This is a genomic window from Collinsella sp. An268 (assembly GCF_002159765.1).
Taxonomy (GTDB): domain Bacteria; phylum Actinomycetota; class Coriobacteriia; order Coriobacteriales; family Coriobacteriaceae; genus Coprousia.
Genome location: NZ_NFJH01000008.1, coordinates 78,024 through 103,032, shown reverse-complemented (window position 1 = coordinate 103,032; position 25,009 = coordinate 78,024). Strand labels below are relative to the sequence as shown.

At 65.9% G+C, this 25,009-nt stretch carries 22 protein-coding genes; 17 read left to right on the top strand and 5 right to left on the bottom strand.

Going from position 1 to position 25,009, the window contains the following annotated elements; translation table 11 throughout:
* Window positions 1-42: 42 nt before the first annotated feature.
* Complete coding sequence (larB, locus tag B5F70_RS07590; protein WP_087204972.1) at window positions 43-825, top strand: nickel pincer cofactor biosynthesis protein LarB; 783 nt, start codon at window positions 43-45, stop codon at window positions 823-825.
* 111 nt (window positions 826-936) lie between these two features.
* Here larB and nagA read toward each other — a convergent pair whose 3' ends face one another.
* From nagA to B5F70_RS07565, 5 genes are all read right to left on the bottom strand, one after another.
* Entirely contained in the window at window positions 937-2,106 is a 1,170-nt protein-coding gene (nagA, locus tag B5F70_RS07585; protein ID WP_087204971.1) for an N-acetylglucosamine-6-phosphate deacetylase, read from the bottom strand.
* Window positions 2,107-2,118: 12 nt separating this feature from the next.
* Entirely contained in the window at window positions 2,119-2,940 is an 822-nt protein-coding gene (locus tag B5F70_RS07580) for a glucosamine-6-phosphate isomerase (protein ID WP_087204970.1), read from the bottom strand.
* A gap of 137 nt (window positions 2,941-3,077) precedes the next feature.
* The gene (locus B5F70_RS07575) at window positions 3,078-4,142 is read right to left on the bottom strand and encodes a substrate-binding domain-containing protein (protein ID WP_087204969.1); all 1,065 of its coding nucleotides are present in this window, start codon (window positions 4,140-4,142) and stop codon (window positions 3,078-3,080) included.
* A gap of 107 nt (window positions 4,143-4,249) precedes the next feature.
* Complete coding sequence (locus B5F70_RS07570; protein WP_087204968.1) at window positions 4,250-5,041, bottom strand: ABC transporter ATP-binding protein; 792 nt, start codon at window positions 5,039-5,041, stop codon at window positions 4,250-4,252.
* Complete coding sequence (locus tag B5F70_RS07565; protein WP_087204967.1) at window positions 5,017-5,799, bottom strand: ABC transporter permease; 783 nt, start codon at window positions 5,797-5,799, stop codon at window positions 5,017-5,019. The genes B5F70_RS07570 and B5F70_RS07565 overlap by 25 nt, the downstream gene beginning before the upstream one ends.
* A 392-nt stretch (window positions 5,800-6,191) precedes the next feature.
* Here B5F70_RS07565 and B5F70_RS07560 point away from each other — a divergent pair, with 392 nt between their 5' ends.
* The 16 genes from B5F70_RS07560 (at window position 6,192) to B5F70_RS07485 (ending at window position 25,002) form a co-directional block, all read left to right on the top strand.
* Window positions 6,192-7,262, top strand: coding sequence for a LacI family DNA-binding transcriptional regulator (locus B5F70_RS07560; protein ID WP_087204966.1), 1,071 nt, complete (start codon window positions 6,192-6,194; stop codon window positions 7,260-7,262).
* A gap of 48 nt (window positions 7,263-7,310) precedes the next feature.
* Entirely contained in the window at window positions 7,311-8,465 is a 1,155-nt protein-coding gene (locus tag B5F70_RS07555) for a class II fructose-bisphosphate aldolase (RefSeq protein ID WP_087204965.1), read from the top strand.
* A gap of 3 nt (window positions 8,466-8,468) precedes the next feature.
* Window positions 8,469-9,629, top strand: coding sequence for a diphosphate--fructose-6-phosphate 1-phosphotransferase (locus tag B5F70_RS07550; RefSeq protein WP_087204964.1), 1,161 nt, complete (start codon window positions 8,469-8,471; stop codon window positions 9,627-9,629).
* A 58-nt stretch (window positions 9,630-9,687) separates the two neighbouring features.
* Window positions 9,688-10,527: a triose-phosphate isomerase family protein gene (locus B5F70_RS07545; RefSeq protein ID WP_087204963.1), complete on the top strand. Its 840-nt coding sequence runs from the start codon at window positions 9,688-9,690 to the stop codon at window positions 10,525-10,527.
* A gap of 30 nt (window positions 10,528-10,557) precedes the next feature.
* A complete protein-coding gene (locus B5F70_RS07540) occupies window positions 10,558-12,054 on the top strand; it encodes a lactate racemase domain-containing protein (RefSeq protein ID WP_087204962.1) in 1,497 nt (498 codons plus the stop codon).
* 153 nt (window positions 12,055-12,207) lie between these two features.
* Window positions 12,208-13,470 (top strand): glucose-6-phosphate isomerase, encoded by a 1,263-nt coding sequence (locus B5F70_RS07535; protein WP_087204961.1) that lies wholly within the window; start codon window positions 12,208-12,210, stop codon window positions 13,468-13,470.
* A gap of 16 nt (window positions 13,471-13,486) precedes the next feature.
* Window positions 13,487-13,789, top strand: a complete 303-nt coding sequence (locus B5F70_RS07530) for a hypothetical protein (protein WP_087204960.1) — start codon at window positions 13,487-13,489, stop codon at window positions 13,787-13,789.
* Between the two features lie 175 nt (window positions 13,790-13,964).
* Window positions 13,965-15,428, top strand: coding sequence for a LarC family nickel insertion protein (locus B5F70_RS07525; RefSeq protein ID WP_087204959.1), 1,464 nt, complete (start codon window positions 13,965-13,967; stop codon window positions 15,426-15,428).
* Window positions 15,429-15,578: 150 nt separating this feature from the next.
* Window positions 15,579-15,956: a hypothetical protein gene (locus B5F70_RS07520; protein ID WP_087204958.1), complete on the top strand. Its 378-nt coding sequence runs from the start codon at window positions 15,579-15,581 to the stop codon at window positions 15,954-15,956.
* 202 nt (window positions 15,957-16,158) lie between these two features.
* Window positions 16,159-17,241 carry a LacI family DNA-binding transcriptional regulator gene (locus B5F70_RS07515; protein ID WP_087204957.1) on the top strand — a complete coding sequence of 361 codons (1,083 nt, stop codon included), beginning with the start codon at window positions 16,159-16,161 and terminating at the stop codon, window positions 17,239-17,241.
* A 130-nt stretch (window positions 17,242-17,371) separates the two neighbouring features.
* A complete protein-coding gene (locus B5F70_RS07510; RefSeq protein ID WP_158094966.1) occupies window positions 17,372-18,817 on the top strand; it encodes a glycoside-pentoside-hexuronide (GPH):cation symporter in 1,446 nt (481 codons plus the stop codon).
* A gap of 36 nt (window positions 18,818-18,853) precedes the next feature.
* Window positions 18,854-20,650: a sulfatase gene (locus B5F70_RS07505; RefSeq protein ID WP_087204955.1), complete on the top strand. Its 1,797-nt coding sequence runs from the start codon at window positions 18,854-18,856 to the stop codon at window positions 20,648-20,650.
* Between the two features lie 324 nt (window positions 20,651-20,974).
* Window positions 20,975-21,544 (top strand): phosphodiesterase, encoded by a 570-nt coding sequence (gene yfcE, locus B5F70_RS07500; protein WP_087204954.1) that lies wholly within the window; start codon window positions 20,975-20,977, stop codon window positions 21,542-21,544.
* 3 nt (window positions 21,545-21,547) lie between these two features.
* The gene (mazG, locus tag B5F70_RS07495; RefSeq protein WP_087204953.1) at window positions 21,548-22,423 is read left to right on the top strand and encodes a nucleoside triphosphate pyrophosphohydrolase; all 876 of its coding nucleotides are present in this window, start codon (window positions 21,548-21,550) and stop codon (window positions 22,421-22,423) included.
* A 127-nt stretch (window positions 22,424-22,550) separates the two neighbouring features.
* Window positions 22,551-23,840, top strand: coding sequence for a phosphopyruvate hydratase (eno, locus tag B5F70_RS07490; RefSeq protein ID WP_087204952.1), 1,290 nt, complete (start codon window positions 22,551-22,553; stop codon window positions 23,838-23,840).
* A 157-nt stretch (window positions 23,841-23,997) separates the two neighbouring features.
* The gene (locus B5F70_RS07485) at window positions 23,998-25,002 is read left to right on the top strand and encodes a septum formation initiator family protein (RefSeq protein ID WP_239463138.1); all 1,005 of its coding nucleotides are present in this window, start codon (window positions 23,998-24,000) and stop codon (window positions 25,000-25,002) included.
* Window positions 25,003-25,009 lie beyond the last annotated feature (7 nt).

The window sequence follows — 25,009 nt, the reverse complement described above, 5'->3', positions numbered from 1 at the left end:
ACGATGGATGAGAACATGACGGAACGCAGCGGAAGGGCGCGTATGGATGCACACGATTTGGAGCGGCTGGCGCAGGCGGTCGCCGCGGGAGAGATGGACCCCCATGAGCTGGTGGAGCGCGTCCATCTCGACGCGGTGAGCGATCTGGGATATGCCCAGGTCGATACCGCCCGCGGGGTGCGCACCGGTGTGTCCGAGGTCATCTACGGTGCCGGCAAGACGGCGGAGCAGATCGCGGGCATCGTGGGCGCCATGCGCGCCGCGGGGCAGGAGCGCATCCTCATCACCCGGCTCGATCCCGCAAAGAACGCCGCGCTCGCCGTACTCCCTGCGTTCGCCGTGGCACGGGACGACTACACCTATCACGATGATGCCCGCGCCGGCGTGGTGGGCGCGCTGCCGGAGCCCTCGGGCAACGGCGACATCCTCGTCATCACGGCCGGCACGAGCGATGCGACGGTGGCGGCCGAGGCCGCGCTCACGGGGCGGTTCCTGGGCAACCGCGTGCGCGTGGTCAACGATGCGGGGGTCGCGGGCATCCATCGGCTGCTCCGTCATGCGGAAGACATCGCCCGCGCGCAGGTCATCATCGCCATCGCCGGCATGGAGGGCGCGCTGCCGAGTGTGGTGGGCGGTCTTGCTTCCTGCCCGGTCATCGCCGTGCCCACGAGCGTGGGGTACGGCGCCAACCTCGGCGGCATCACCGCGCTGCTCGCGATGATCAACAGCTGCGCGAGCGGCATCTCCGTCGTCAACATCGACAACGGCTTCGGTGCGGCGTATCAGGCGTCGCTCATCAACCATCTGCCGGGGCCGCGCGCCTAACGGGAGGCTCCGCCCGAAAAAGCGCCCTGAAAAAGCCGCCGCCACCTCGAGTCGCTGAGGTGGCGGCGGCTTTACCGTGCCCTGCGACGCAGTCGCCGCTGGGTGGCGATGTTAACGGGTGTAGACCGTGCGGCCGCCCACGATGGTCCGGACGACGTCGAGGTCGCCGTCGACGAGCGTGAGGTCGGCATCGCAGCCGCGGGCGATGTTACCCTTGGTGGGGAGGCCGATGAGGCGCGCCGGGTTCGCGGTCATGAGGTGCGCGGCGTGCGCCACGTCCGTATCTGCGAACTTCACGATGTTGCGGAGCGCCTGGGCGAGCGTGAGCGTCGAGCCCGCGCGCACACCGGTGTCGGCGAGCTTCGCGTCGCCGTCCTCCACGACCACGTCGTTCACGCCGAGCTTGTAGTTGCCGTCGGGGAGGCCTGCCGCCATGATGGAGTCGGTGATGGCGACGACGCGGTCCCAGCCCTTGTCCTTGAGGTAGAGGCGGACGCTGCCGGGGTGCAGGTGGCGTCCGTCGCAGATGGCCTCCACATAGAGATCGCTCTCGAGCGCCACGCCCCAGATTGCGGGGTCGTGCTGATGGAAGAGGCGCATGGCGTTGCCCAGATGCGTGGCGCTGGCGGCGCCCGCCGCCACGCAGGCTTGGGACTGGTCGTAGCCCGCGCCGCTATGGCCGATGGCGCAGACGATGCCCATGGCGTTGAGCTCGGGGATGATCTTCTCCACACCCGGAACCTCCGGGGCGAGCGTGGTGTAGCGCACGTGCCCGCCCGAGGCCTCCTGATACTGGCGGAAGAGCTCGGAGGTCGCCTCGTGCATGAGCAGGTGCTCGGGCATGGCGCCCTTGTACTCACTGGAGAGGCACGGGCCCTCGAGGTGGATGCCGAGCAGCGCCGCACCGTCGTACGGGCCGCCCTCGATGACGCGCCGCGCCTGCTCCATGCACCAGAGTGTCTGCTCCGGGGTGTCGGTCAGAACCGAGCAGAGCCAGCCGGTGACGCCCTGGCTCGCAAAGAAGCGGCCGATGGTGCGCAGGCCCTCCTCGTCGGCGGCGTTCACGTCGACGTTAGCCGCGCCGTGCGTATGGATGTCGATAAAGCCGGGCAGGACCGTGAGCCCGGCGGCGTCGAGCTCGGGCAGGCCCTCGATGTTCGCCGTCTCGCGGGGCAGGCCGGCGATGCGGCCGTCCTTGACGACGACATCGGTCCTCGTCATGCCCTCGGGCAGAAGGACCGTCGCGCCCTTGAGGTAGAAGGAGTTCTCGGTTGCAGCCATGTAGGGGCCTCCTTAGTAGGCCTGACCGGCGGCGACGCTGTTGACGAAGATCTTCGCGTCGGGGTGGTTCTGCAGAAGCGTCGCCGGGAAGGCGGCGGTGACCTCACCGTAGGCGGCGCGACGGACGACGGCGCGGTGCCAGTCGCGGAAGACGCCGAGGCGCACCTTGCGGGCGCCCAGGATCTCCTTCATGCCGATGGTGACGCAACGGTGGGGCATGTCCTCAAGCGCACCGCCGAGGTCGCCGATGCAGTTGGTGGCACGGGTTTCGGGATGGATGGAGAGCACGCGGGTGTCGAGCGCGGCGAACTCCTCCACGGAGAGCTCGGGGTCGGGCTCGTTGAACGCGAGGTGCCCCGTGATGCCGATGCCGCCGAAGGCGATGTCGACGCCGCCGAGCTCATCGATGACGCGACCGATGCGGCCGGGGTCTGTGGGGTCGGGGAAGATGCGCTGCTCTTCGGGAACGACGAGCTCCGGGCGAATCTTGCTGTAGACCGTGCGCTCCATAAAGCCGCGGAACGAGAGCGCGTCGGCGGCGTCGATCCACTCGTCATCGTCGGTCAGGTACTCGTCCATGTTGATGAACCAGCAGTTTTTGAGCGAGACGTTGCGCTCGTTCACCAGACGGACGAAGATGGGGTACTGGCCGACAGGGCCTACTGGGCAGATGAAGACGGTCTTCTCGCCGCGGGCGTTATGCGCCTCGATCTCGTCGACCATCGTGAGGGCCATCTCGTAGAAGATCTCTCCCGAGTCGCCGAGCACCTCGAGCGGAATCTTGGCGCCCTCGCCCAGCTGGTCCGCCGGAATGTGATAGTAATCGTGTGCCATGGTGCGTCCCTTCTCGAATCTCGTGTGCGCGACGTGTTTCACGCGCCGCGGCGCTAAAAAGCGGCCGGCCGATGCGCGCGCATGGCCGGCCGCTTGTGGTAAAGCTACAGGTCAGCGCCTGCGCTTAGCGAGCAAACCTACTCCTGCGAAAGGGTGTAGGCCTCCTCCATGATGTCGGTCTTGACGTAGTCCTCGACCGGGACCTCGGCCTCGACGGTGCCGTTGTCGAGGAAGACCTGCTGCTGAGCGGTGTAGTAACCGAGGATGGTGTCGGTGTCGCCCTGGCAGTCGACGGCGCCCTGCCAGTCGCCCTCGCCGGTGGCGGCGACCATGGTGTCCTCGGGCACGTCGAGCTCGGTGGAGAGAAGCTTCGCGACCTCCTCGATGTTCTCGGCACGGTACTGCTGGGCCTTGTCGATGGCGGCGCCAAAGCGGGCGAGCACCTCGGCGTTCTCCTCAGCGTAGTCGGGCAGGCAGACGAAGCTGGAGGGGAAGGCGACCTCGTCGGAGTAATCGGTGTTGGTGCCGAGGACGAGGTAGTTGTCGCCGAGCTGCTCCTCGATGGTCACGGTGTTGGGCGACCAGGTGGCGGCGGCGTCGATCTGGCCGGAGAGCAGAGCGGTGGTCATGCCCGAGACGTCCATCTCGATGGGGTTGATGTCGTCCATGGTGAGGCCGGCGTCGCGGAGCACGAACTGGAGGATGATCTCAGAGGAGGTGCCGGAGGAAACGCCGACGGTCTTGCCGGCGAGCTCCTCGGCGGAGGCGACCTTCGACTTGTCGCAGACGACGGCGTCGGCCTGCGAGAGCTGGTCGAAGGCGAAGACGACAGCGTCGCCGCCGATGCAGAGGCTGTGCGCGCCGTGGCCGATCTGGGCGATGTCGATGTCGCCGGACTGCATAGCGGTGATCTCGGCCGGGCCGCCCTGGAACTGCGCGGGCTCGACGGTGATGCCGTACTCATCGAAGTAGCCCTGGTCGATGGCGGTGAAGAGCGAGGAGGCGGAACCGAGGTTCGGCATGTAGGCGACGCGGAGCGTCACGGGCTCGTAGTCGCTGCCCGAGGCGGCGCTGCCGGCGCTGCCCTGCGCGGGAGTCTCGTTGCCGGAGCAGCCGGCGAGGCCCGCGGCGGCGAGGCCGACGCCGCCGAGACCGGCGAGCACGCTGCGGCGGCTGATCATGAACTCGTTCAGGTTGGACATGATGTTCTCCTTTTCTTGTACAACCTCGCACCTTGCGGTGCTTTTTCCCGACGTTACCGGGCAAATTGCCCGGAGGGTGCGGCGCGAGGCGGCGCGCCGCGGCCGACTTACTTGCGGACGGAGAGGTACTCCTGGTAGACCTGGCCCCAGATCTCGTTCTTGAGCTCCAGGAAGCGCGGGCTCATCTTGGTGGCCTGGTCGCGCGGATAGGGGATATCGATATCGATGATGTCCTTCACGCGGCCCGGGCGCGCGCTCATGATGACGCAACGGTTGCCCAAGATGATGGCCTCTTCGACGTCGTGGGTGATGAAGAAGCAGGTCTTGCGCTCCTTCTCCCAGGTCTCGATAAGCTCCTGCTGGAGCTGGGTGCGGGTCTGGGCGTCGAGGGCGCCGAAGGGCTCGTCCATAAGCAGGACCTGCGGGTTGGTGGCGTAGGCGCGGGCGATGGCGACGCGCTGCTTCATGCCGCCGGAGAGCTCCTTGGGGTAGTGGTTCGCAAACTCCTCGAGCTCCACCATCTTGAGGTACTTGTGGGCGATCTCCTCGGCCTCTTCCTTGGACTTGCCCTGGAGCTTCAGGCCGAACATGACGTTCTTGATGACGGTGAGCCAGGGGAAGAGCGCGTACTGCTGGAACACGATGCCGCGCTCGGGGCTCGGGCCGTCAACCGGCTTGCCGTCGACGGTGACCTGGCCCTCGGTGGGGGACTCGAGGCCGCCGATGATGTTCAGAAGCGTCGACTTGCCGCAACCTGACGGACCGACGACGGTAATGAACTCGTTCTCGTGGATGTCGAGGTCGACGCCGTTGAGCGCAGTCATCTCACCTTTACGCGTCTGGAACTTCTTCACCACATGGTCGATGTGGACCTTTACTGCTGCACGGTCTCCTGCCATCCGGTGAACCTCCTTTCAAGGAAGCGAACGATCTTCTCGAACAGGATGCCGATGATGCCGAGCATGATGATGCCGAGCAGCACGACGTCCATCTGGTAGTAACCGCTAGCCTGCTGGATCATCATGCCGAGGCCGCGGTCGCCGCCGACGATCTCGGAGGCCATGAGCGTCGTGAGCGACGTGGAGAGGCCGAGGCGCGCAGCGACCAGGATGAACGGGGTCGAGGCGGGGATGATGACCTTGAAGAAGATGTCCTTCTGTTTGGCGCCGAGGACGCGGGCGGCCTTGATGAGGGTGTTGTCGACACCCTTGACGCCCTGATAGATGGTTACAACCTGCACCAGGAACGCCGCAATGAAGATAACGGTGATCTTGGAGACCTGGCCGATGCCGAGGGCGGCGATGATGAGGAACACGTAGGCGAGCGGCGGGATGTTACGGATGAACTGGATCCAGGGCTCGACGATGTGGCGGAACGGGTCGTACCAAGCCATCAGGAACGCGACGGGGATCGCGACGATGAAGGCGATGCCGAAGCCCGTGAGCACGCGGGACAGCGACGCCCAGGTGTGCTCCCAGAGCACCCCGCTCGCGGCGCGCTCGGCGGCGGCGTCTAGCACCTCGATGGGCGAGGCGAAAACGGCCGGCCAGGCGCTGTTGGCGGCGAACCACAGCAAGGCGGCGCACGCCAACGAAATCAATACCCACACCCAGTTGGGTATCTTCGCCCAGATGGGCACTTTCTTCTCGTTCTGCATCGCGACAAGCTCCTTTCCCGTGAGAACCGATGCCGGAGTCGCTCGCTTGGGTACTTAAACGTATAAGTAGCCGGACGAACCTTCTCAACAAGCATAGTAGACGCCTTTGAGCGGAATGGATAGGGGGGAGGTTTTCCGTCAAGGGCTAAACAACTATGTTTCGCAGGCATTAAAAGAGCAGGTAAAGCTATGGATAAACGCTTTATCTTGCCTCAGGGTACCAATCTCCAAACGGTTGGTTTTGGGCGGCAGGCGGTTTATTTCCCATTGATTACAAGAAGTCGCCAGTATCAAATCTGCAACGTGGTAACTTAAACGTATAAGTTCGGCAGCGGACTCTTGCCGCGCATGGCGCGCGTCCGCGGCCCAAAAACCGGAGCCAGGGAGGCGACATGGCGAAACGCGTGACACTCAAGGACATCGCACGTGCCGCCGATGTCACCACTGCAACGGTCTCGTATGTGATCAACAACACCCCCGGCCAGTCCATCGCCGCCGAGACGCGCGAGCGGGTGCTGCGTGCCGCCCGCGAGCTCAACTACGTCCCCAATAGCGCCGCGCGGGCGCTTCGCCGGCGCCGCTCCGGCTGCGTGGGCGTGGTGGCCAAGAAGAACCTCGCCGTACCGCGCTTCTCCCAGACGATCCGCGGCATCCAGAGCCGTCTGGAAGACGTGGGCTATAACCTTCTGCTCTGCACCAATAAGGCAAAGACGGCGGGTATGAGCGACTATTTGGTCGCCTATCTGGAGGGCCGGGTGGACGGCGTCATCTTCCTCGGCAAGGATAACGCCGGGCCGAGTGCGGCGAGTGCCGCCATCATCGAGCGCGACCATGTTCCGCTCGTGACGTTCGACTGCGCCGGCAACTCGCGCATCTACAGCACGGTGGACTTCGACTACCGCGACGGGGCGCGCCTGCTGACCGAGTGCGTCCTGGAGCGCGAGCCCGCCCGGATTCTCTACGTGCGCCCCAACATCGATACGCCGCAGGAGCGCGACCGCGCCCGCGGCCTCGAGGACGCCCTGGACGCCCATCCCGCCACCGAGCTCGAGATCGTGACGACGCCCATCACGCTCGAGAACCTGGATACGTGGGACCTCCGCTATTCGGTGGGCGCAACGCCGGAGGGCGACCGCCTGACGGCGGAGTTCGCCGACACCCTGCGCCGCGCGGTGGCCGGGCTTACGCGGGGCGACGCCGTCATCGCCAGCTGGTCGGGCTGGACCGAGCCCATCCGCTACCGCTGCCGCGAGCGCGGTATCCTCACCGCCGAGCTCGCCAACAACGGCGAGAGCAATTTCTACCCCGACCTCTATATGCGCCTGCCGAACTTCGACGCGGGCGTCGCCTGCGCCGACGAGCTGCTCTCTCTCATCGACGGCAAGCCGTCGAGCGCGCGCATCCTGCACCTCACCAACGTGCTCGATGGAACGCGGGGCACCTATGGGCCCGAACCTCGGTAATACCGGCGCCGGACCGTATCCGGCACTAGCAAAGGAGCTGTGATAGCCATGCCACTCGTCCCCCTGAAGCCCGTACTCGATGCCGCGCGCGCCGGCGGCTACGCGCAGGGTGCGTTCAACGTCAACGCCGTCTGCCAGGCCAAGGCGGCCATCGAGGTGCACGAGATGTTCCGCAGCCCCGTCATCCTGCAGGGCGCCGACCTCGCCAACGCCTTCATGGGCGGCCGCGCCGACTTTGCCAACGGTACCGTGGAGGACAAGATCCGCGGTGCCAAGAACATCGGCGACGCGGTTAAGAAGTACGGCGAGAGCTCGCCGGTGCCGGTGGTGCTCCATCTCGACCACGGGCGCGACATGGAGAGCGTCAAGGCGGCCATCGCCGGCGGCTACACGTCGGTCATGATCGACGGCTCGTCGCTCCCGTTCGATGAGAACAAGGAGCTCACGCGCGAGGTTGTGAAGTACGCGCACGCCCGCGGCGTGTCCGTCGAGGGCGAGCTCGGCGTGCTCGCCGGCGTGGAGGACCACGTGTTCGCCGCCTCGTCCACCTACACCAACCCGCTCTCGGCGGTGGAGTTCGTGCGCGATACCGGCGTCGACGCGCTCGCCATCTCCTACGGCACCATGCACGGCGCCTCCAAGGGCAAAGACGTCAAGCTCCGCCGCGAGATTCCCATCGCCATCCGCGAGTGCCTGGCGCACGAGGACCTCGACTGCGCGCTCGTGAGCCACGGCTCCTCCACGGTCCCGCAGTACATCGTGCGCGAGATCAACGAGCTCGGCGGCAAGATCGGCGAGGCGCACGGCATCCCCATCGCCGAGCTTCTGGAGGCCATCCCCGCCGGCATCAACAAGATTAACGTCGATACGGACATCCGCCTCGCCGTCACGCGCAACATGCGCGAGCTCTTCGAGCGCGAGCCCGAGCTCAAGGAGAGCTCGCTTGCGGGCGTGTGGCAGCTGCTCGATGAGAAGCGCGACCAGTTTGACCCGCGCGCCTTCCTGCCGCCGGTGTACGACCTCGTCATGTACGGCACCGTCGCCGACGAGGCGCAGGAAAAGCTCGTTGCCGCCATCGAGGCGGGTGTCAAGGAGGCCGTCGGCACGCTCATCGTGCAGTTTGGCAGCTACGGCAAGGCTCCTCTGGTCAAGGTCGCCACGCTCGACGAGATGGCGGAGCGCTACGCGAAGGAAGGACGGTAGCTTATGGCAGGTAAGAACATCCTCGTCATGCACGGCGGTGGCCCGACCGCGGTCATCAACGCCTCGCTTTACGGTATCGTGGCCGAGGGCAAGCAGCATGCCGAGATCGCCCACATCTACGGTGCGCACGGCGGCCCCTCGGGTCTTGTGAACGGCTCCCTCATCGATCTGGGCGCCATGCCCGATAGCGAGCTCGTGCGCCTGCGCGACGCGCCGGGTTCCGCCATCGGCACGGGCCGCGACGCGCTCGCCGGCCACTATCCGGCCATGGTGGAGCTCCTCATCAAGAACAACATCGACATCGTCATGCCCACAGGCGGCAACGGCACCATGAACACCTGCGCCCTCTTGCAGGAGGCCGTGAACGAGGCCGGCGCCGACATCCAGGTCATCGGTGTGCCCAAGACCATGGACAACGACATCGCCGAGATCGACCACGCCCCGGGTTACGGCAGCGCCGCCCGCTATGTGGCGCAAAGCGTGGGCGAGGTGTGCGCCGACGTGCACAGCATGCCCATCCATCTGGTGGTGGTCGAGGTCATGGGCCGGTCCGCCGGTTGGGTCGCGGCGGCGAGCTCGCTTGCCGCCTCCTGCGGCCAGGGCGGCCCCGACCTCATCTACATGCCCGAGCGCCCCTTTGACGAGGAGGCGTTCCTGGCGGATTGCCAGCGCGTGATCGACACCAAGCGCGGCGGCGTCATCGTGGCGAGCGAGGGCCTGCACGACGCCGAGGGCAACCCCATCGTCGATCCCATCATGGAGGTCGAGCGCGAGACCTACTTCGGTGACGTGTCCTCGCATCTCGCCAACCTCATCGTGGCGAAGCTCGGCTACAAGGCACGCTCCGAGAAGCCGGGCCTTCTCGGCCGCGCCTCGGTGGCGCTGCGCAGCCAGGTGGACGTCGACGAGGCGGAGGAGGTCGGCCGTGCCGCCGTGCGCGCCGCGCTTGCGGGGGAGACGGCGAAGATGGTCGGCATCCAGCGCGTCCCGGGCGATGCGTATGCCATCGAGACGAACCTCATCGACGTGGAGCGCGTGCGCCTCATCGAGCGCTGCCTGCCCGACGCCTTCATCAACGAGGCCGGCAACGGCGTCACCCCGGCGTTTACGGAGTGGGCGGCCCCGCTCGTGGGCGAGCTGCCGCGCTTCGTGAGCTTCCTGTAGCGATACCGGTGGGGGCGGGCCCGGTACAGGGGCCGCCCCTCTATCTGAAGGAGCGTGTATGAAACATATCTTTTTGAATCTCAAGCGCTTTGACATCACGCCCGAGCACGGCGGCGTGAACCGCTTGGCTTCCCCCGACGCCTGGGGCGAGGCGGTGACGTCGTCTATCAAGGACGTCTCCGCGCGCTACGCCGATGCGGAGTTTGCCGCCTTTGTGCCGGAGGCGCACCTCATCGGCGCCGTCGCCGGCGCGGCGGGGTCGCCCCTCGGCGTGGGGTGCCAGGGCGTGCACACGGCCGATACCGCCCCGGGCGGCAACTTCGGCGCGTTCACGACGCTGCGCACGGGCAACGCCGTCTCTCAGCTCGGCTGCACCTGGGCGCTCATCGGCCACTGCGAGGAGCGCATGAACCTGCGCGCCCTCATGGGCGAGGCGGGTGCCGACGCCGCGGCGGTGGAGGCCGCCGTGAACCGCATCCTCAACCGTGAGGTCAAGGCCGCCCAGGCCGCAGGGTTGAAGGTGCTCTTCTGCATGGGCGAACGCGAGGAGGAGGTCGACCGCTGGGACGAGGTGCTCGCCACGCAGGTGCGCGAGGGCCTCGAGGGTGTGGACCTCTCCTGCGTGCGCGTCGCCTACGAGCCCGTGTGGAGCATCGGCCCCGGCAAGACGCCGGCGGACGCGCCCTATATCCAGAAGGTCGCCCGCCTCATCAAGGAGACCGTGCCCGGCGTGGACGTCGTCTACGGCGGCGGCCTCAAGGCGGATAACGCCGAGATGCTCGCCGGTATCCCCGAGATCGACGGCGGTCTCATCGCCCTCACGCGCTTCACGGGGGAGATCGGCTTCTATCCCGAGGAGTACGCCGAGATCGTCGATCTGTACATGAACGCCTGCTAGACCCTGCGACCCTAACCGAAAGGACCGACCATGCATCTTGATTTCGAGTACGGCAACGGCATGCTGGGGGCGGAGCTCCCCGATACGACGGACGTCTTCGTCACCGGCGAGACCGTGAAGGACCCCGAGTGCCTGCCGCAGGATTGGGACAGCCTCTACAACGCGACGCTCGAGTCCATCCGCAACCCCATCGGCATGGAGCCGCTCGCCTCCTACGCCGGACCGGGCAAGAAGGTCGTCATCGTCATCCCCGACATCGTGAAGGGCGGCACGCAGCCGACGGCGCACCGCAAGGTCGCCATCCGCGCCTGCCTGGACGAGCTCTTCGCGCAGGGCGTCAAGCACGACGACGTGCTCCTGCTCTTCTCCAACGGCCTGCATCCGCGCACCTCGACGGCTGAGGCGAAGCTGATTTTGGGCCTCGACCTCTACAACGAGTTCGAGGGCACGGGCCAGATCACGAGCCATGACTCCGAGGACTACGATCACCTCGTCGACCTCGGCTTCACGCCCCAGGGCGACCACGTCATCATGAACAAGTACGTCTACGATGCGGACATCGCCATCCTCATCGGCCATACGCAGGGCAATCCCTACGGCGGCTACTCGGGCGGTTACAAGCACTGCGCCACCGGCATCACCCACTGGCGCTCGATCAGCGCGCACCACGTGCCGCGCGTCATGAGCCGTCCCGACTTCGTGCCCGTGTCGACGAGCTCGCTCATGCGCGACAAGTTCGACCAGCAGGGTATGTTCATGGAAGAGAAGATGGGCAAGAAGTTCTTCTGCGTCGACGCGGTGCTCGATACCTGGAGCCGCCAGATCGCCATCTTCTCCGGGTACGCGGCAGAGATGCAGCCCATCTCCTGGGCGCTCGCCGACAAGCGCACGTATGTGCACTGGGCGGAGAAGAAGTACGACATCGTGGTCATGGGCATGCCCACGAACTTCCACTACGGCGACGGCATGGGCACGAACCCCATCCAGATGATGCAGGCGGTCTCCGCGCAGGTTATCCGCCACAAGCGCATCCTCTCCGATCACTGCGTGTTTGTGATCGCGAGCTACTGCAACGGGTGGTTCCACGACGAGCGCTGGCCGTACCTGCGCGAGCAGTGGGAGCTCTGGCAGTCCGATAAGATGAACACGCTCGACGAGATGATCGAGTACGGCGAGTACTTCGCCACCAACGAGGAGTACATCCGCAAGTACCGCTTCGCCCATGCGTTCCACCCGTTCCACGGCTTCAGCATGATGACCTGCGGCAACCTGGCTGAGAAGTACCTCTCCGCCACCTACATCGTGGGCGCTCAGAAGCCCGGCATCGCCCGTACCATGGGCCTCAAGACCCGCCCGACCTTCGAGGAGGCCATCGCCGACGCCACGCGCAAGTACACCGACGGCAACCCCAACATCCTGGCGCTGCCGCATGCGTACAACCGCGCCGTGCCGCATCTCTGCATGAAGGACCCGTCGCAGAACAGCACGTTCAGGGACGACGCCCCGGCGCATCCCTGCGGCTGCTAGCACCGCTTCGGCGCCGTCCGGGCGCGAGGTTCTCGAGTCCGGACGGCCTCGCCGCAGGACGGGCGGCACCGGGGCGCAGCGTCCCGGCGCCACCGCCACGCCGCGGATGGCGACGGCTGCCCCTCGCCCTTCTTCCATCGTTAGGAGCGCCACATGCTCGATTTGAACACCACCTATACGGAGAAGTTCGTCGCGTCCGGCGAGCTCGCCGCCTACGCCGAGGCGCATGCGCACGTGCTCGCGCGCTGCCAGGCGGGAGAGGAGCGCTACGCCGACTCGCAGGGCTGGCTCGAGGTCGACGAGTGGGCCGGTCCCGCGGTGCTCGACCGCACGGAGCGCCTTGCGGCGGAGCTGCGCGCCATCGCCGATACCTTCGTGATCATCGGCGTCGGCGGTTCGAACAACTCCGCCCGCGCCGTCATCAAGGCGCTGCGCCCCAACGGCGCGCGCATCGTGTACGCCGGCAACACGCTCTCCGCCCACGAGCTCAACGGCGTACTCGCCGAGCTCGAGGGGCACGATGTGGTTATCGACTGCATCGCCAAGAACTTCGAGACGCTCGAGCCGGGCTCGTCGTTCCGCTTGCTCCGTCAATACCTCGTCGGCCGCTACGGCAAGGAGGAGGCTGCCCGCCGCATCGTCTGCACGGGCACCATCGGGTCTTCGCTCGAGGAGCTGTGTCGAGCCGAGGGCTACACCTTCGTTCCCTTTGCGACCAATGTGGGCGGTCGCTACACGGCGCTCACCGAGGTGCATCTGCTACCGCTCGCGGTGGCGGGTGCGGACATCCGGGCGCTTGCGGCGGGTGCCAAGCGAATGCAGGAGCAGCTCCGGAAGACAGATGGTCTCGAGAACTCCGCATGGCGCTACGCGTGCCTGCGCAACATCCTGTGGGACCGCGGGTACCGCGTCGAGCTCCTCGGCTTCTTCGAGCCGCGGTTCCGCTGGTTCTCCAAATGGTGGGAGCAGCTCTATGCGGAGAGCGAGGGCAAGGACGGCAAGGGCATCTTCCCGGCGGCGCTCGAGTGCTCCGAGGAGATGCACAGCCTGGGCCAGTACGCGCAGGACGGTACGCACCAGCTGTTCGAGACCTTCATCGACCTTATGGAGCCCGGTGCGGGCGACAGCCTCGTGCTCGGCGGCACCGATGTGGCGGACGCCTTCGGCTATCTCGACGGCAAGGACTTCTGGGATATCAACAAGGCGAGCTTTAACGCCACGCGCGCCGCGCACGCCGAGGTGCTGCCCGTGCTCACGCTCGAGATCGACCGTATCGACGAGGAGCACTTCGGCATGTTGTTCTACTGGTTCGCCTTTGCATGTTATGCTTCTGGCAGTCTGCTGGGCGTGAATCCCTTCGATCAGCCCGGTGTGGAGGCCTACAAGCGCCTTATGTTCGAGGCGTTGGGGAAATAGAGAAAGGACCGTTTGAATGAAGAACGTCAAGCTGCTGTGCGCCGCCGGCACCTCTACGCAGGTGCTCGCTGCCAAGGTTCAGGAGACGGCCGATAAGCTCGGTCTCGAGATGAGCGTCACGGCGGGCCCGGTCGCGGGCTCCGACGAGTCCTGCAAGGACGCCGACCTGCTGCTGCTCACCCCGCAGGTTGAGTTCAAGCTCGATGTGGTCAAGCTCACCTATCCCGACAAGAAGATCGGCGTCATCGACGCCGCTGCGTTCACCAGCCTCGATGCCGAGGCCGTCATCGCGCAGATCAACCAGGAGCTCGGCGCCTAGGGTTTGTCGCGAGGGTACAACTCAGCTCGATGCGAAAGGCATCGCATGGCGGGGCGTGCGAGCGCCCCGCTTGACTTAGAGCCGGCTTCAGGGGCTACGCTTGCCGTCTCACGCACGGCGGGCGGCGGCGCATGGGTCGGCGACCCGCCTCAAGGGGCGGTAGGAAGGGAAACGAATGGGAAAGACGCTCTATCTGGATTGCACGAACGGCATCAGCGGCGATATGACCGTCGCGGCGCTGCTCGATGCGGGCGCCAACGAGGCGCGCCTGCGCGATGCGCTCGCGAGCCTGCCGTTGGATGGCTACGAGGTGCGCATAAGCCGCGTCAAGAAGGCAGGTATCGACTGCTGCGACTTCGACGTGGTGCTCGATGAGGCGCACGAGAACCACGACCACGATATGGCGTACCTCCATGGACGCGACCACGACCATGGTCACTGCCACGGGCATGACCACGCCTGCGACCACCACGACCATGGTGGCGCCCATGACCACGAGCACGCCCACCACCACGACCATGGGCACTGCCATGAGGGGCGTACCTGCGACCACGGTCACGACCATGCTCACGAGCACGGCCATCACCACCATCATCACGAGCATCGCGGCCCCGCGGACATCGACGCCATCATCGATGCCGGCCAGCTGGCGCCGCGGGCGCGCGAGCTCGCCCACCGCATGGTGGACGTCATCGCGCATGCCGAGGCCAAGGCGCACGCCGTCCCGCTCGATGAGGTGCACTTCCACGAGGTAGGTGCCGTCGATTCCATCGTCGATATCGTAGCGGTCGCCGTGTGCCTCGACGACCTCGACGTAACCCGCGTCATCGTGCCGCGCCTCGTCGACGGAACGGGTACGATTCGCTGCCAGCACGGCATCATCCCCGTCCCCGTCCCCGCCACGCTCAATATCGTGGAGGCGCACGGGCTGCCGCTCTCGATCAGCGATGTCGAGGGAGAGCTCGTGACTCCTACGGGTGCGGCCATCGTCGCGGCGACGGAGGCGGAGAGGCGGTTGCCGGAGCGGTTCTGCGTCGTGCGCACGGGCCTCGGCGCCGGCAAGCGCACCTACGAGCGCCCGAGCATCCTGCGCGCCATGGTGATCGAAGAGCTCGTTCCTGGCGGCGCGCCCGCCGCTGCGGCCACCCACGGCGCGTTTGCGGGCGACCCCGCAGCCGAACCCACCCTCGGCGCCGATGCGCCCGCGGAGGTCGTGCGCCTCGAATGCGATATCGACGATGCGACGGGGGAGGAGCTCGCCTTCGCCGCCGAGCGCATCCGCGAGGCGGGGGCCCGCGAGGTCCACTGGGTACCCGTGTTCGCCAAGAAGGAGCGCCCCGCGTGGCAGCTGCAGGTCGTCGTGGCGACACCTGAGCTCGGCGCGGTCGAGCGGGCTATCTTCACCCATACGACCACCATCGGCATCCGTCGCTGGACGTGCGCCCGGACGGTGCTTGCACGCGAGGACATCGAGGTTGCGAGCCCGTGGGGTCCGGTGCGCGCTAAGCGCGCGACGCTGCCGGACGGCACGAGCCGCGTCAAGCCGGAGTTTGCAGACTGCGCCCGCATCGCCCGGACGGAGGGCGTGGCGCTCCGCGAGGTGGTCGAGCGGGTTGTCGCCGCGGCATCGACTGTCTAGCGCGCTACCGGCTCCTGCGGGGCAGCCGTTTGCCAGACAGACCGGGTTCGCGTTGCGTTCGCGCGGCAACCTTGGGTATAAGGCCTGAAGCGATACACCAGGCGCTGCGGGGGATGTATGAGCGCGGCGAATGAGCGAAGGGAGCGGGATATGTCCCAGAACCAGAAGATGCTCAAGATCATGAGCTTCATCACGTTGATCGCGGCCTTTGGCATGGCGGCGTATGCGGCGATGTCCATCGCGTTTGCGAACACCTCGCCGGGCCTTCTGCTCGCTATCTGCGTCATCGTCCAATGCTTCCTGGACGCCGCGCTCGGCGTATGGGGCATCGGCGCCGCCAACAAGCCGGCGCGCAGCGTCGAGACGCCGTTTGTGGGGCTCAACTGGCTGGCGCTTGTGCTCAACGTGGTCGCGGTGGTGGTCACGGTGCTTATCGGCGGCTTCCCCTGGGCGCCCATCGTAAACGCCATCATCGTGGCGGCGTACTTCTTCTACGCCAGAAACGTCCGCCAAGAGGCGCTCGATTAGCGATTATCTCTACGAGCTACTGATGAGGCCCGGTCGCATGACCGGGCCTTTCTGCGACAGTTGCGATTAATCAACCGATTAACTTGCCGTTTGGGGCCGCTTGCCGACCAGATAGATCTTCCGCCCCGGTGGGGCAAGGGCGTGCCTATGATGTGTATATCGATTAATGAAAATCGATTAACGCGCGGAGAGGGGAGTTGTTGTGGTGGACCATCGCGTAACCGGCAAAGATGTTGCCCGTGTCGCCGGGGTCACCACGGCAACCGTCTCCAATGTGCTCAACGGTAAGCGAAACGTCGGCGAGCAGACGCGTGAGCGCGTCCTTGCCGTCGTGCGCGAGCTCGGATATGTGCCCGACCAGACGGCGAAGTCGCTCCGCAAGCGCACGAGCAGGTGCATCGGGGTGGTCATTGAGAAGAACCTCAGCAATCCCCGTTACGGTCGAACCGTTGAGGGCATGCTGCGTGCGGCCGACGCCCGCGGATACCGCATTACGCTCTGTCGCAACCATAGGGCGGCGGACCGTCCGTGCGACGATTACCTGCGCGCGTATTTCGAGCGCCAAGTCGATGCCGTCATCTTTGTGAGTCGCGACACGGAAGGGCCGCGTGCGGAGAGTGTGGAGCTCATCGAGCGCGAGCGCGTCCCGTTTGTCGCCCTCGATTGCCCGGGCAATCCGTCGCAGGCGTACAGCACCATCGACTTCGATTACTTCGGCGGTGCTCGCGATGTCGTCGCCTGCGCCATCAGCCATGGGGCGAAGCGCGTGGTATACCTGCGCCCCGATGTCCGCAACGTTCAGGAGGAGCAGCGCGAGGAAGGCGTGCGCGTGGCTTGTGCGGAGGCGGGGCGGGCGCGCCCCCTCGTGTTCAGGGTGAAGAGCGACATACTCTTTGCACGGCGGTCCGAGCGTGACCGGGGCGAGGTCGACGCCGATGCGTTTGCCCAGCCGTCTCAGGCCTACATGCGCAGCCTCAGCAACGAGCTGAGCGATCTTGCCGCCGGCCGTGTGCACGCGGGCGATGCCGTCATCAGCAGCTGGGCCGGCTGGTCAAATGTGGTAAGCAGGCTGTTCCCCTTGCCCGGCGTTATCTTCGCCGACCTCGCGAGCGACTATCTGAGTACGCTCAGCGCCGAGATATTCAGCGAGATGCCCAATTACGAGGCGGGGGAGCGCGCGGTCGAGGAGGCCATCGCCCTCATCGAGGGCGCAGCGCCCACCGCGCAGGTGCTTCCGTTCCGCTGCTGCGACCTCATCGGGGCGATGCCGTCAACGGCTTCCTAGCGGACGCTATCTATCAACAAGCAGGCACATCGATCGACACGGGAGAAAAGAGGTGAAGGCGAGCTCTATTAGTTAACCGATTAACTGACGTATCAGCCATTGCCGACGTATGACCAAGGGAGGACCATACATGGCGCAGCAACAAGCAACTAAGCTTCGCAAGGCGAGCCTCATCGAGATGCTCGGCTTCGGCTTCGTGGGCATCGGATCAAACATCCCCTTCGTGTTCATGGGCTCGTACCTGAGCTTCTTCTATACCGATATCTTCGGTCTTGCACCGGCCATCGCCTCGGGCCTGATGCTCGCCTCAAAGATCGTCGACGCCATCATCGACCCGTTCATCGGTGTCGTTGCCGACCGCGTCAACACGAAGTTCGGACGGTACCGCCCGTTCCTCATCGTGATGGCGCCGTTTTGGGGCGTATGCATCTGGGCGGTGTTCTCCACGCCCGCGCTCGATCCCACGCTCAAGGTGATCTATGCGTGCGCCGCCTACATCCTCTACGTCATCATCTCCTCGTTCGTCATCATTCCCGCCAACTCGCTAGCGAGCATCATTACCGAGGTACCTAAACAGCGTTCCACGGTCCAGGCCATCCGTCAGGGATGCGCCGTTATCCCGCAGCTCATGAGCGCGTTCGCGCTGCCGCTGGTCGAGCTGTGTGGCGGCGGCCAGCAGGGCTGGTCCAATTACGGCATCATCATGGGTGCCGCGGTGTGCCTGTGCTACTGGGCTGTTGCCTGGACGGCGCGTACGTACGATACCCCGCAGCTGGCGCAGATCGAGGCGGTCGAGGCGTCCAAGGAGGAGGGCGTCTCCCATAAGAAGAAGGAGACGTTCGGCGATATCGTCCGCTCCACCATCGATACCTTCAAGAACCGTGAGCTCCTGCTTCTCTCGGGCATCTTCTTCGCCAGCCTTGCCTCTACGGGTCTGAGCGGCGCAATCAATATGTACTACTTCACCTACGTGCTCGGTCATCAAGAGTGGATTGTAGCAACCACCGCATTCGGTGTTGTGACGGCGTTGCTCGGTCCGGTGCTCACGCCGATCGTGACGAATCTTTGGGGCAAGCGCCGCTCGATGATGATTTTTGCGGCTGCCGCCATCGTGCCCAACCTGCTCGTCGTGTTTATCCCCAACCCCTCCGTTACGATTCTCACCTTGTTCATCTCCATAGCCAACCTGTTCAACGGCGTGGTCGGTACGCTCATGTGGGCTATGATTCCCGACGTAGTCGACTGGGGCGAGTACAACACCGGCGTGCGCGCCAACGGTCTGGCGCAGGCCGCCGTCCAGCTTATGAACCAGTTTGGCCAGGCGCTCGGCCAGGCGCTGCCCGTCGCAGTCATCGGTGCCCTTGGATATGTCGCCAACCAAGCGCAGACCCCCGTTGTCAACGGGGCAATCGTTGCGCTTCGCTGGATTGCCCCCTGCGTGCTCATGTTGCTCGTTATCGTGTTCACAAAGATGTACCGTCTTACGGATGAGCGCTCGCTCGCCATCAGCGAGGAGCTCCGCCATCGCCACGAGGCGGCTGAGACCGAGCTCGCGGGCACCGGTATCGATGAATAGCGCATCTGATGTCCTAGATCATAAGGAGGTAGCGTTATGAAAGCCATTATGGTCATGTACGATACGCTTACGAGGAACTTCCTCGAGCCCTACGGTTGCGACTGGGTCCAGACGCCCAACTTCACCCGGCTTGCCGAGCATGCCGTCACCTTCGACTGCAGCTACGCGGGGTCCATGCCCTGCATGCCGGCGCGCCGCGAGCTCCACACGGGGCGCTACAACTTCTTGCACCGCAGCTGGGGTCCGCTGGAGCCGTTCGACGACTCTATGCCGCAGATCCTGCGTGACAACGGCATCTACAGCCATCTCGTTTCCGACCATCAGCATTATTGGGAGGACGGGGGCGCGACGTATCACACGCGCTACGAGAGCTGGGAGTGCACGCGCGGCCAGGAAGGCGATCCTTGGAAGGCCAAGATCGGCATGGAGGCAGCCGAGCACCTGTTCTCGGCTACGGCCGCGCCGCATCCCATCAGGCAGCGACTGGAGCGCCATGACGCGATGAACCGTGCCTACATCGGCACCGACCAGCACAAGATGCCGCAGGATGTGACGTTTACCGCCGGCCTCGATTTTATCGACGCCAACCACGATGCGGACAACTGGTTCCTCCAGATCGAGACCTTCGACCCGCACGAACCCTTCTTCGCCCAGCAAGCGTTCCGCGACCTGTATCCGGATGACTACGATGGGCTGCCCGCCGACTGGCCGCCTTACGATGCGGTGCTTCAGGACGATGCCACCGTTGCCCATGTGCGACGCCTCTACGCCGCGCTCATCACCATGTGCGATACCTATCTGGGCCGCGTTCTCGACAAGATGGATGAGTACGGTCTCTGGGACGACACCCTGCTCATCGTCAACACCGACCACGGTTTCCTTCTGGGCGAGCACGGCTGGTGGGGAAAGACCATGATGCCGCTCTACAACGAGATCGTGAACACGCCCCTCTTTATCTGGGATCCGCGCAGCAAGGTGAGGGGCGCGCATCGCAGCTCGCTCGTGCAGACGATCGACCTCCCGGCGACCATCCTCGACTATTTTGGCTTGCCTGTGCCCGAGGACATGGAGGGGCGCCCGCTCACGCCCGTCATCGAGCGGGATGAGCCGGTGCGTACCTACGGGCTCTATGGCATGCATGCGAGCTACACCTGTATCACCGATGGCCGCTACACCTATATGCGCGGCCCGGTGACCATGGACAACGGCGAGAATTACGAGTACACCCTGATGCCGACGCACATGCGCGCCATCTTCAGCCCTGCCGAGATGCGCGAGGCGACGCTCGTCGATCCGTTCCGCTTCACCAAGGGCTGTCCCGTTCTCAAGGTGCCGGTGGGCGGCACGGAGTGCAACGGCGCCTACTACGGCAACAAGCTGTACGACGTGGTGGCAGACCCCGGTCAGACCCAGGTCATCGACGATTCCGAGACGGAGTTGCGCCTTGCCCGCGCCATGGTGCGCCTCATGAATGAGAACGATGCGCCGGCAGAGCAGTATGCGCGCATGGGCCTCTCGGCCGATCCGGATGAGGTCACCCTCGAAACGCTCGCCGCCGGTCGCGCCCAACTAGAGGCGGACTGCGAGCCGGGTGTGCTCGAGGATCTCGCTTGGGACCGTGAGGCAAAAAACATCCTGTGGACGATGCTCGGGTCCGTGCCGGCAGAGAAGCGCGATGGGACGCGAGCGGCTTTTGCGGCGTGGATGGGCGAGCGCGGCGCCGACCGCGTGACGGCAGATGACGTGCGCGCCTACCTTAAGGGCACGCTCGACGCCGAGTCCTGGCAGATGATGGACTACTTCACGCGCCTGATCGGTCGCGACTACCTGTAGGCTTGGGGCCCGAGGCCCTGATGCCCCCAGCTTTGAGGGCCTCACGATGACAGGAAGCCACTTCTTGATGGCCGCGCGCCAACGAGGAGTGGTTTTCTGCCGTTCCTGCAAGCGCGTGCCGTAAGGCGCGAGCGCGGTCGCCAGCAGGCGGCGGCCATCCGGAAGCGCAGATCCGGAGCGAAAAGGCAGAAGCGAGGCGCCTGAGGCTCCAGCACCCGCGCCCGTGCGGGGCCGTTGCGGGTACAATAGCGGCGTTTGGCACCGCATCCGCAGCGGCATAGCGCCCGCTGCGGTGGTGAGCGCATCGCTAGAGGAAGGCTTCCCATGAAGGTTCTCATCGCTTCCGATATCCACGGTTCCGCCTATTGGGCGGAGCACCTCGCCCGGGCGGTCGAGCGCGAGCAGCCGGACCGTATCGTGCTGCTGGGCGACCTGCTCTACCACGGCCCGCGCAACGATCTTCCGCGCGACTATGCCCCCAAGCGGGTCATCCCCATCCTCAACCGCATGGCGGAGGAGGGCGCGCTTATCGCTGTGCGCGGCAACTGCGACGCCGAGGTCGACCAGATGGTGCTCGACTTTCCCTGCATGGCCGATTACGCTGAGCTGGTGGACGAGGAGGGCCGCACGCTCTTCCTCACGCACGGGCACGTGTACGGTGCGGGGTTCCACAACAGCGTCGAGAACCTGCCCGCGCTTCCGGCGGGCAGCGCCATCCTGTACGGCCACACGCACGTGAAGGTGAGCGAGCCCGTGCCCGATCAGCCCACCATCTGGGCGTTTAATCCCGGCAGCGTCTCGATCCCTAAGGACGGCAGCAACAGCTACGGCATCTACGAGAGCGGACGTCCGGTGGCGGAGGCGTTCCGTCACGTGGTGCTTGAGGAGGCGTAGGCGATGCTCGATCCCTTTGGCGGTGTGGTTCGCGCACCGCAGCGCGATCGCTCGACCCGCGCCGACGCCCGCGACGCATTCGACGCGCTGACCGAGACCATCTGGCGCCTGCGCCAACCGGACGGATGCCCGTGGGACCGGGAGCAGACGCATCAGAGCATCGCGCAGAACATGATCGAGGAGGCCTACGAGGCCGTCGACTGCATCGAGGCGGGTGACGCCGCGCATCTGCGCGAGGAGCTCGGCGACGTGCTCATGCAGGTGATGCTGCATGCCCAGATCGCAGCGGACGCGCATGCGTTCACCATCGAGGACGTGGTGCGCGAGCTCAACGAGAAGCTCATCCGCCGCCACCCGCACGTGTTCGGCCCGCGCCACGGCGCGGCAAACGCGGGCGAGGTGCTCGACATCTGGGACCAGGTGAAGAAGGACGAGCGGACGCAGGCGGGGGAGGGCGTCTCGCGCCCCGAGGGGCTGCTCGAGAGCGTGCCCCAGGCGTTTCCCGCCCTCATGCAGGCGCAGAAGGTCTCCAAGCGCGCGGCGAAGGTGGGGTTCGAATGGGATTCCGTCGATGCCGTATGGGACGAGGTCGCTTCCGAGCGCGCCGAGTTCGAGGCTGAGGAGCCGGGCAGCGCCGCACGCGAGCTGGAGTTCGGCGACATGCTGTTTGCCCTGGTAAACGTGGCGCGCAAAGAGGGCATCGATGCCGAGCGCGCGCTCCGGGCCTCGACGGCCAAGTTCCGTCGGCGGTGGGCCGCCATCGAGGAGGCCGCGTTTGCCGCGGGCATCCCCGTCGAGAACCTCACTACCGAGCAGCTGAACGCCATGTGGGACGCTGTGAAGGAGGCCGAGCGCTCCGAGGGCGCGGGCGCGGCGTAGGCATCCCCGGGTCCGCCTCGTGCAAAAATCCGGAATCTCCCGCATCGGGTGGGGAAATTCGGGCATACTGATAAAAGTTTAGTCAGGCTAACCTTAGCGGTCTGACATGACGAGAAGGGATGACCCCATGAGTGAGATTCTGGATGTCTACGGGCGCGAGGTCCTCGATTCGCGCGGTAACCCCACCGTCGAGGTGGAGGTCGTGCTCGATGACGGTTCGTTCGGCCGCGCGATGGTGCCCTCCGGTGCCTCCACCGGCGCGTTTGAGGCTGTCGAGCTGCGCGACGGTGACAAGGGCCGCTATCTCGGCAAGGGCGTTACCAAGGCCGTCGACCATGTGAACAAGGAGTGCGCCGAGGCCGTCATCGGCATGGACGCCTTCGACCAGCGCGCCGTCGACGCCGCGCTCATCGCGGCGGACGGCACCCCCAACAAGGGCAACCTCGGCGCCAACGCCATCCTCGGCGTGTCGCTTGCCGTGGCGCGCGCCGCGGCGCAGTCTGCCGACCTCGAGCTTTTCAGCTACCTGGGCGGCGTCAACGCCCATACCCTCCCCACCCCCATGATGAACATCCTGAACGGCGGCGTGCACGCCGACAACAACGTCGACTTCCAGGAGTTCATGATCATGCCGGTGGGCGCCCCCACCTTTACCGAGGGCCTGCGCTGGTGCGCCGAGGTCTACCACACGCTCAAGTCCGTGCTGAAGGACTCTGGTCACGCGACGGGCGTGGGCGACGAGGGCGGCTTCGCCCCCGACCTTGCTACCAACGAGGAGCCGCTCGAGTACATCGTGCGCGCCATCGAGGCGGCGGGCTACACGCCGGGCGACGACTTCATGATCGCCATGGATCCGGCCACAACCGAGCTCTACAACGCCGAGACCGGCACCTATGAGCTCAAGGGCGAGGGCCGCACCCTCACCACCGACGAGATGATCGACTACTGGGCGGCGCTCGTGGAGAAGTACCCCATCATCTCCATCGAGGACGGTCTGGCCGAGGAGGATTGGGACGGCTGGGTGAAGCTCACCGAGCGCCTGGGCAAGAAGGTCCAGCTCGTGGGCGACGACCTCTTTGTCACCAACACCGAGCGCCTGAAGAAGGGCATCGAGCTCGGCGCGGCGAATGCCATCCTCGTCAAGGTGAACCAGATCGGTACGCTCACCGAGTCGCTCGAGGCCATCGAGATGGCCAAGCGCGCCGGCTACGCGTGCATCGTCTCCCACCGTTCGGGCGAGACGGAGGACACCACCATCGCCGACATCGCCGTCGCCACCAACGCCGGCCAGATCAAGACCGGCGCCCCGTGCCGCTCGGACCGCATCGCCAAGTACAACCAGCTCATCCGCATCGAGGACGGGCTGTTCCAGTCGGCTGAGTACGCCGGCAGGACCGCGTTTTACAACCTTCGGTAGCGGCGCGCCCCGTGCGCTGTCGCACGGGAGCGGCTGAAGACCTGTCGCCGGGCGGATGGGGAGGTATCGTGCCGAGCCGTCCGCCCGCGGCGTTTTGCCGGTGCCCTTGTGGTATAACGAAGGGGCGCATACACATCTCAATCGCAGCAAGGCGCCCATGAACATCTTTCGCAACAACGCATCGTCTCGCGGCGCTGCGCGCGCCGGCACCCCCGCCGACGCCGCGGCGACGGGCAACCTTGCCGAGGCCGCGCGCCGGGCGAACGCCGAGGCCCGCCGCGGACCGCGTGCGGGTGGCGACCGGTCGCGGACGGCGGCCTCGCCGCGCGCGGCCCGTACCGCGGCTACGCATGCGCGAGGCGACCGCGGCGGCGATTACCCCTCCCGTGCCCCCCGGGCCGGCGGTGCGGGGCGACCGGGCGCTGCCGCGCGCCCTGGTCGCGCTTCCCGAGAGGGGACGCGCGCTCGCAGCGCGCGCAACGGTGCCCTCATGCGCTATGCGAGCGACAACCGCGTGGTCCGCGCGCTCTATACGATAACGACCGGTCCCTACCGCGTGGTCTTCTACCTGCTCGTCGTGGTCGCCGTGGGCGCGAGCCTCTACTTCCCGCTGCGCGATCTCTACATCGCCCACCGCACGGGCGAGATCCTCCGCCAGCAGTACGACATCCGCCAGCAGTACAACGAGAGCCTGCAGGAGGACGTCGACCAGCTGCTCTCCACCGAGGGCATCGAGGACATCGCGCGCGAGAACCTCGGCCTCGTCAAGCCGGGCGAGATCGCCATCGACGTCACGGGTCTCGATGACACGTCGGGCGATGCGAGCGCCGAGGGCGATGCGACGGCGGGAGACGAAGGCGCCGGCGCGACCGATGGGGCGGGCGCGACCGATGGCGCCTCAACGGACGCCGACTCGCAGGGCTCGGAGGATGCGGCCGGGTCGAACAGTGCCGGCACGACGGACGGATCGAGTGCGGACGGTTCCGGCGACGCGTCCTCCACTACGACCGACAAGCCCTCGACGAGCGCCGAGGCGGAGGCGGCCGAGCGCGCCGTCGTCGACAACGCCCCCTGGTACGTCCGCCTTCTCGATACGATCTTCTTCTTCCAAGGGACCTCGGGCCAGAAAGTCGCCTCAACGGGAGACGGCTCGGCGTCGTAAGCTGAAA

Bases quoted from the DNA above. Each gene is read 5' to 3' on its own strand.
- larB (WP_087204972.1), top strand. From the start codon at position 43: ATGGATGCACACGATTTGGAGCGGCTGGCGCAGGCGGTCGCCGCGGGA.
- nagA (WP_087204971.1), bottom strand. From the start codon at position 2,106: ATGGCTGCAACCGAGAACTCCTTCTACCTCAAGGGCGCGACGGTCCTT.
- B5F70_RS07580 (WP_087204970.1), bottom strand. From the start codon at position 2,940: ATGGCACACGATTACTATCACATTCCGGCGGACCAGCTGGGCGAGGGC.
- B5F70_RS07575 (WP_087204969.1), bottom strand. From the start codon at position 4,142: ATGTCCAACCTGAACGAGTTCATGATCAGCCGCCGCAGCGTGCTCGCC.
- B5F70_RS07570 (WP_087204968.1), bottom strand. From the start codon at position 5,041: ATGGCAGGAGACCGTGCAGCAGTAAAGGTCCACATCGACCATGTGGTG.
- B5F70_RS07565 (WP_087204967.1), bottom strand. From the start codon at position 5,799: ATGCAGAACGAGAAGAAAGTGCCCATCTGGGCGAAGATACCCAACTGG.
- B5F70_RS07560 (WP_087204966.1), top strand. From the start codon at position 6,192: ATGGCGAAACGCGTGACACTCAAGGACATCGCACGTGCCGCCGATGTC.
- B5F70_RS07555 (WP_087204965.1), top strand. From the start codon at position 7,311: ATGCCACTCGTCCCCCTGAAGCCCGTACTCGATGCCGCGCGCGCCGGC.
- B5F70_RS07550 (WP_087204964.1), top strand. From the start codon at position 8,469: ATGGCAGGTAAGAACATCCTCGTCATGCACGGCGGTGGCCCGACCGCG.
- B5F70_RS07545 (WP_087204963.1), top strand. From the start codon at position 9,688: ATGAAACATATCTTTTTGAATCTCAAGCGCTTTGACATCACGCCCGAG.
- B5F70_RS07540 (WP_087204962.1), top strand. From the start codon at position 10,558: ATGCATCTTGATTTCGAGTACGGCAACGGCATGCTGGGGGCGGAGCTC.
- B5F70_RS07535 (WP_087204961.1), top strand. From the start codon at position 12,208: ATGCTCGATTTGAACACCACCTATACGGAGAAGTTCGTCGCGTCCGGC.
- B5F70_RS07530 (WP_087204960.1), top strand. From the start codon at position 13,487: ATGAAGAACGTCAAGCTGCTGTGCGCCGCCGGCACCTCTACGCAGGTG.
- B5F70_RS07525 (WP_087204959.1), top strand. From the start codon at position 13,965: ATGGGAAAGACGCTCTATCTGGATTGCACGAACGGCATCAGCGGCGAT.
- B5F70_RS07520 (WP_087204958.1), top strand. From the start codon at position 15,579: ATGTCCCAGAACCAGAAGATGCTCAAGATCATGAGCTTCATCACGTTG.
- B5F70_RS07510 (WP_158094966.1), top strand. From the start codon at position 17,372: ATGGCGCAGCAACAAGCAACTAAGCTTCGCAAGGCGAGCCTCATCGAG.
- B5F70_RS07505 (WP_087204955.1), top strand. From the start codon at position 18,854: ATGAAAGCCATTATGGTCATGTACGATACGCTTACGAGGAACTTCCTC.
- yfcE (WP_087204954.1), top strand. From the start codon at position 20,975: ATGAAGGTTCTCATCGCTTCCGATATCCACGGTTCCGCCTATTGGGCG.
- mazG (WP_087204953.1), top strand. From the start codon at position 21,548: ATGCTCGATCCCTTTGGCGGTGTGGTTCGCGCACCGCAGCGCGATCGC.
- eno (WP_087204952.1), top strand. From the start codon at position 22,551: ATGAGTGAGATTCTGGATGTCTACGGGCGCGAGGTCCTCGATTCGCGC.
- B5F70_RS07485 (WP_239463138.1), top strand. From the start codon at position 23,998: ATGAACATCTTTCGCAACAACGCATCGTCTCGCGGCGCTGCGCGCGCC.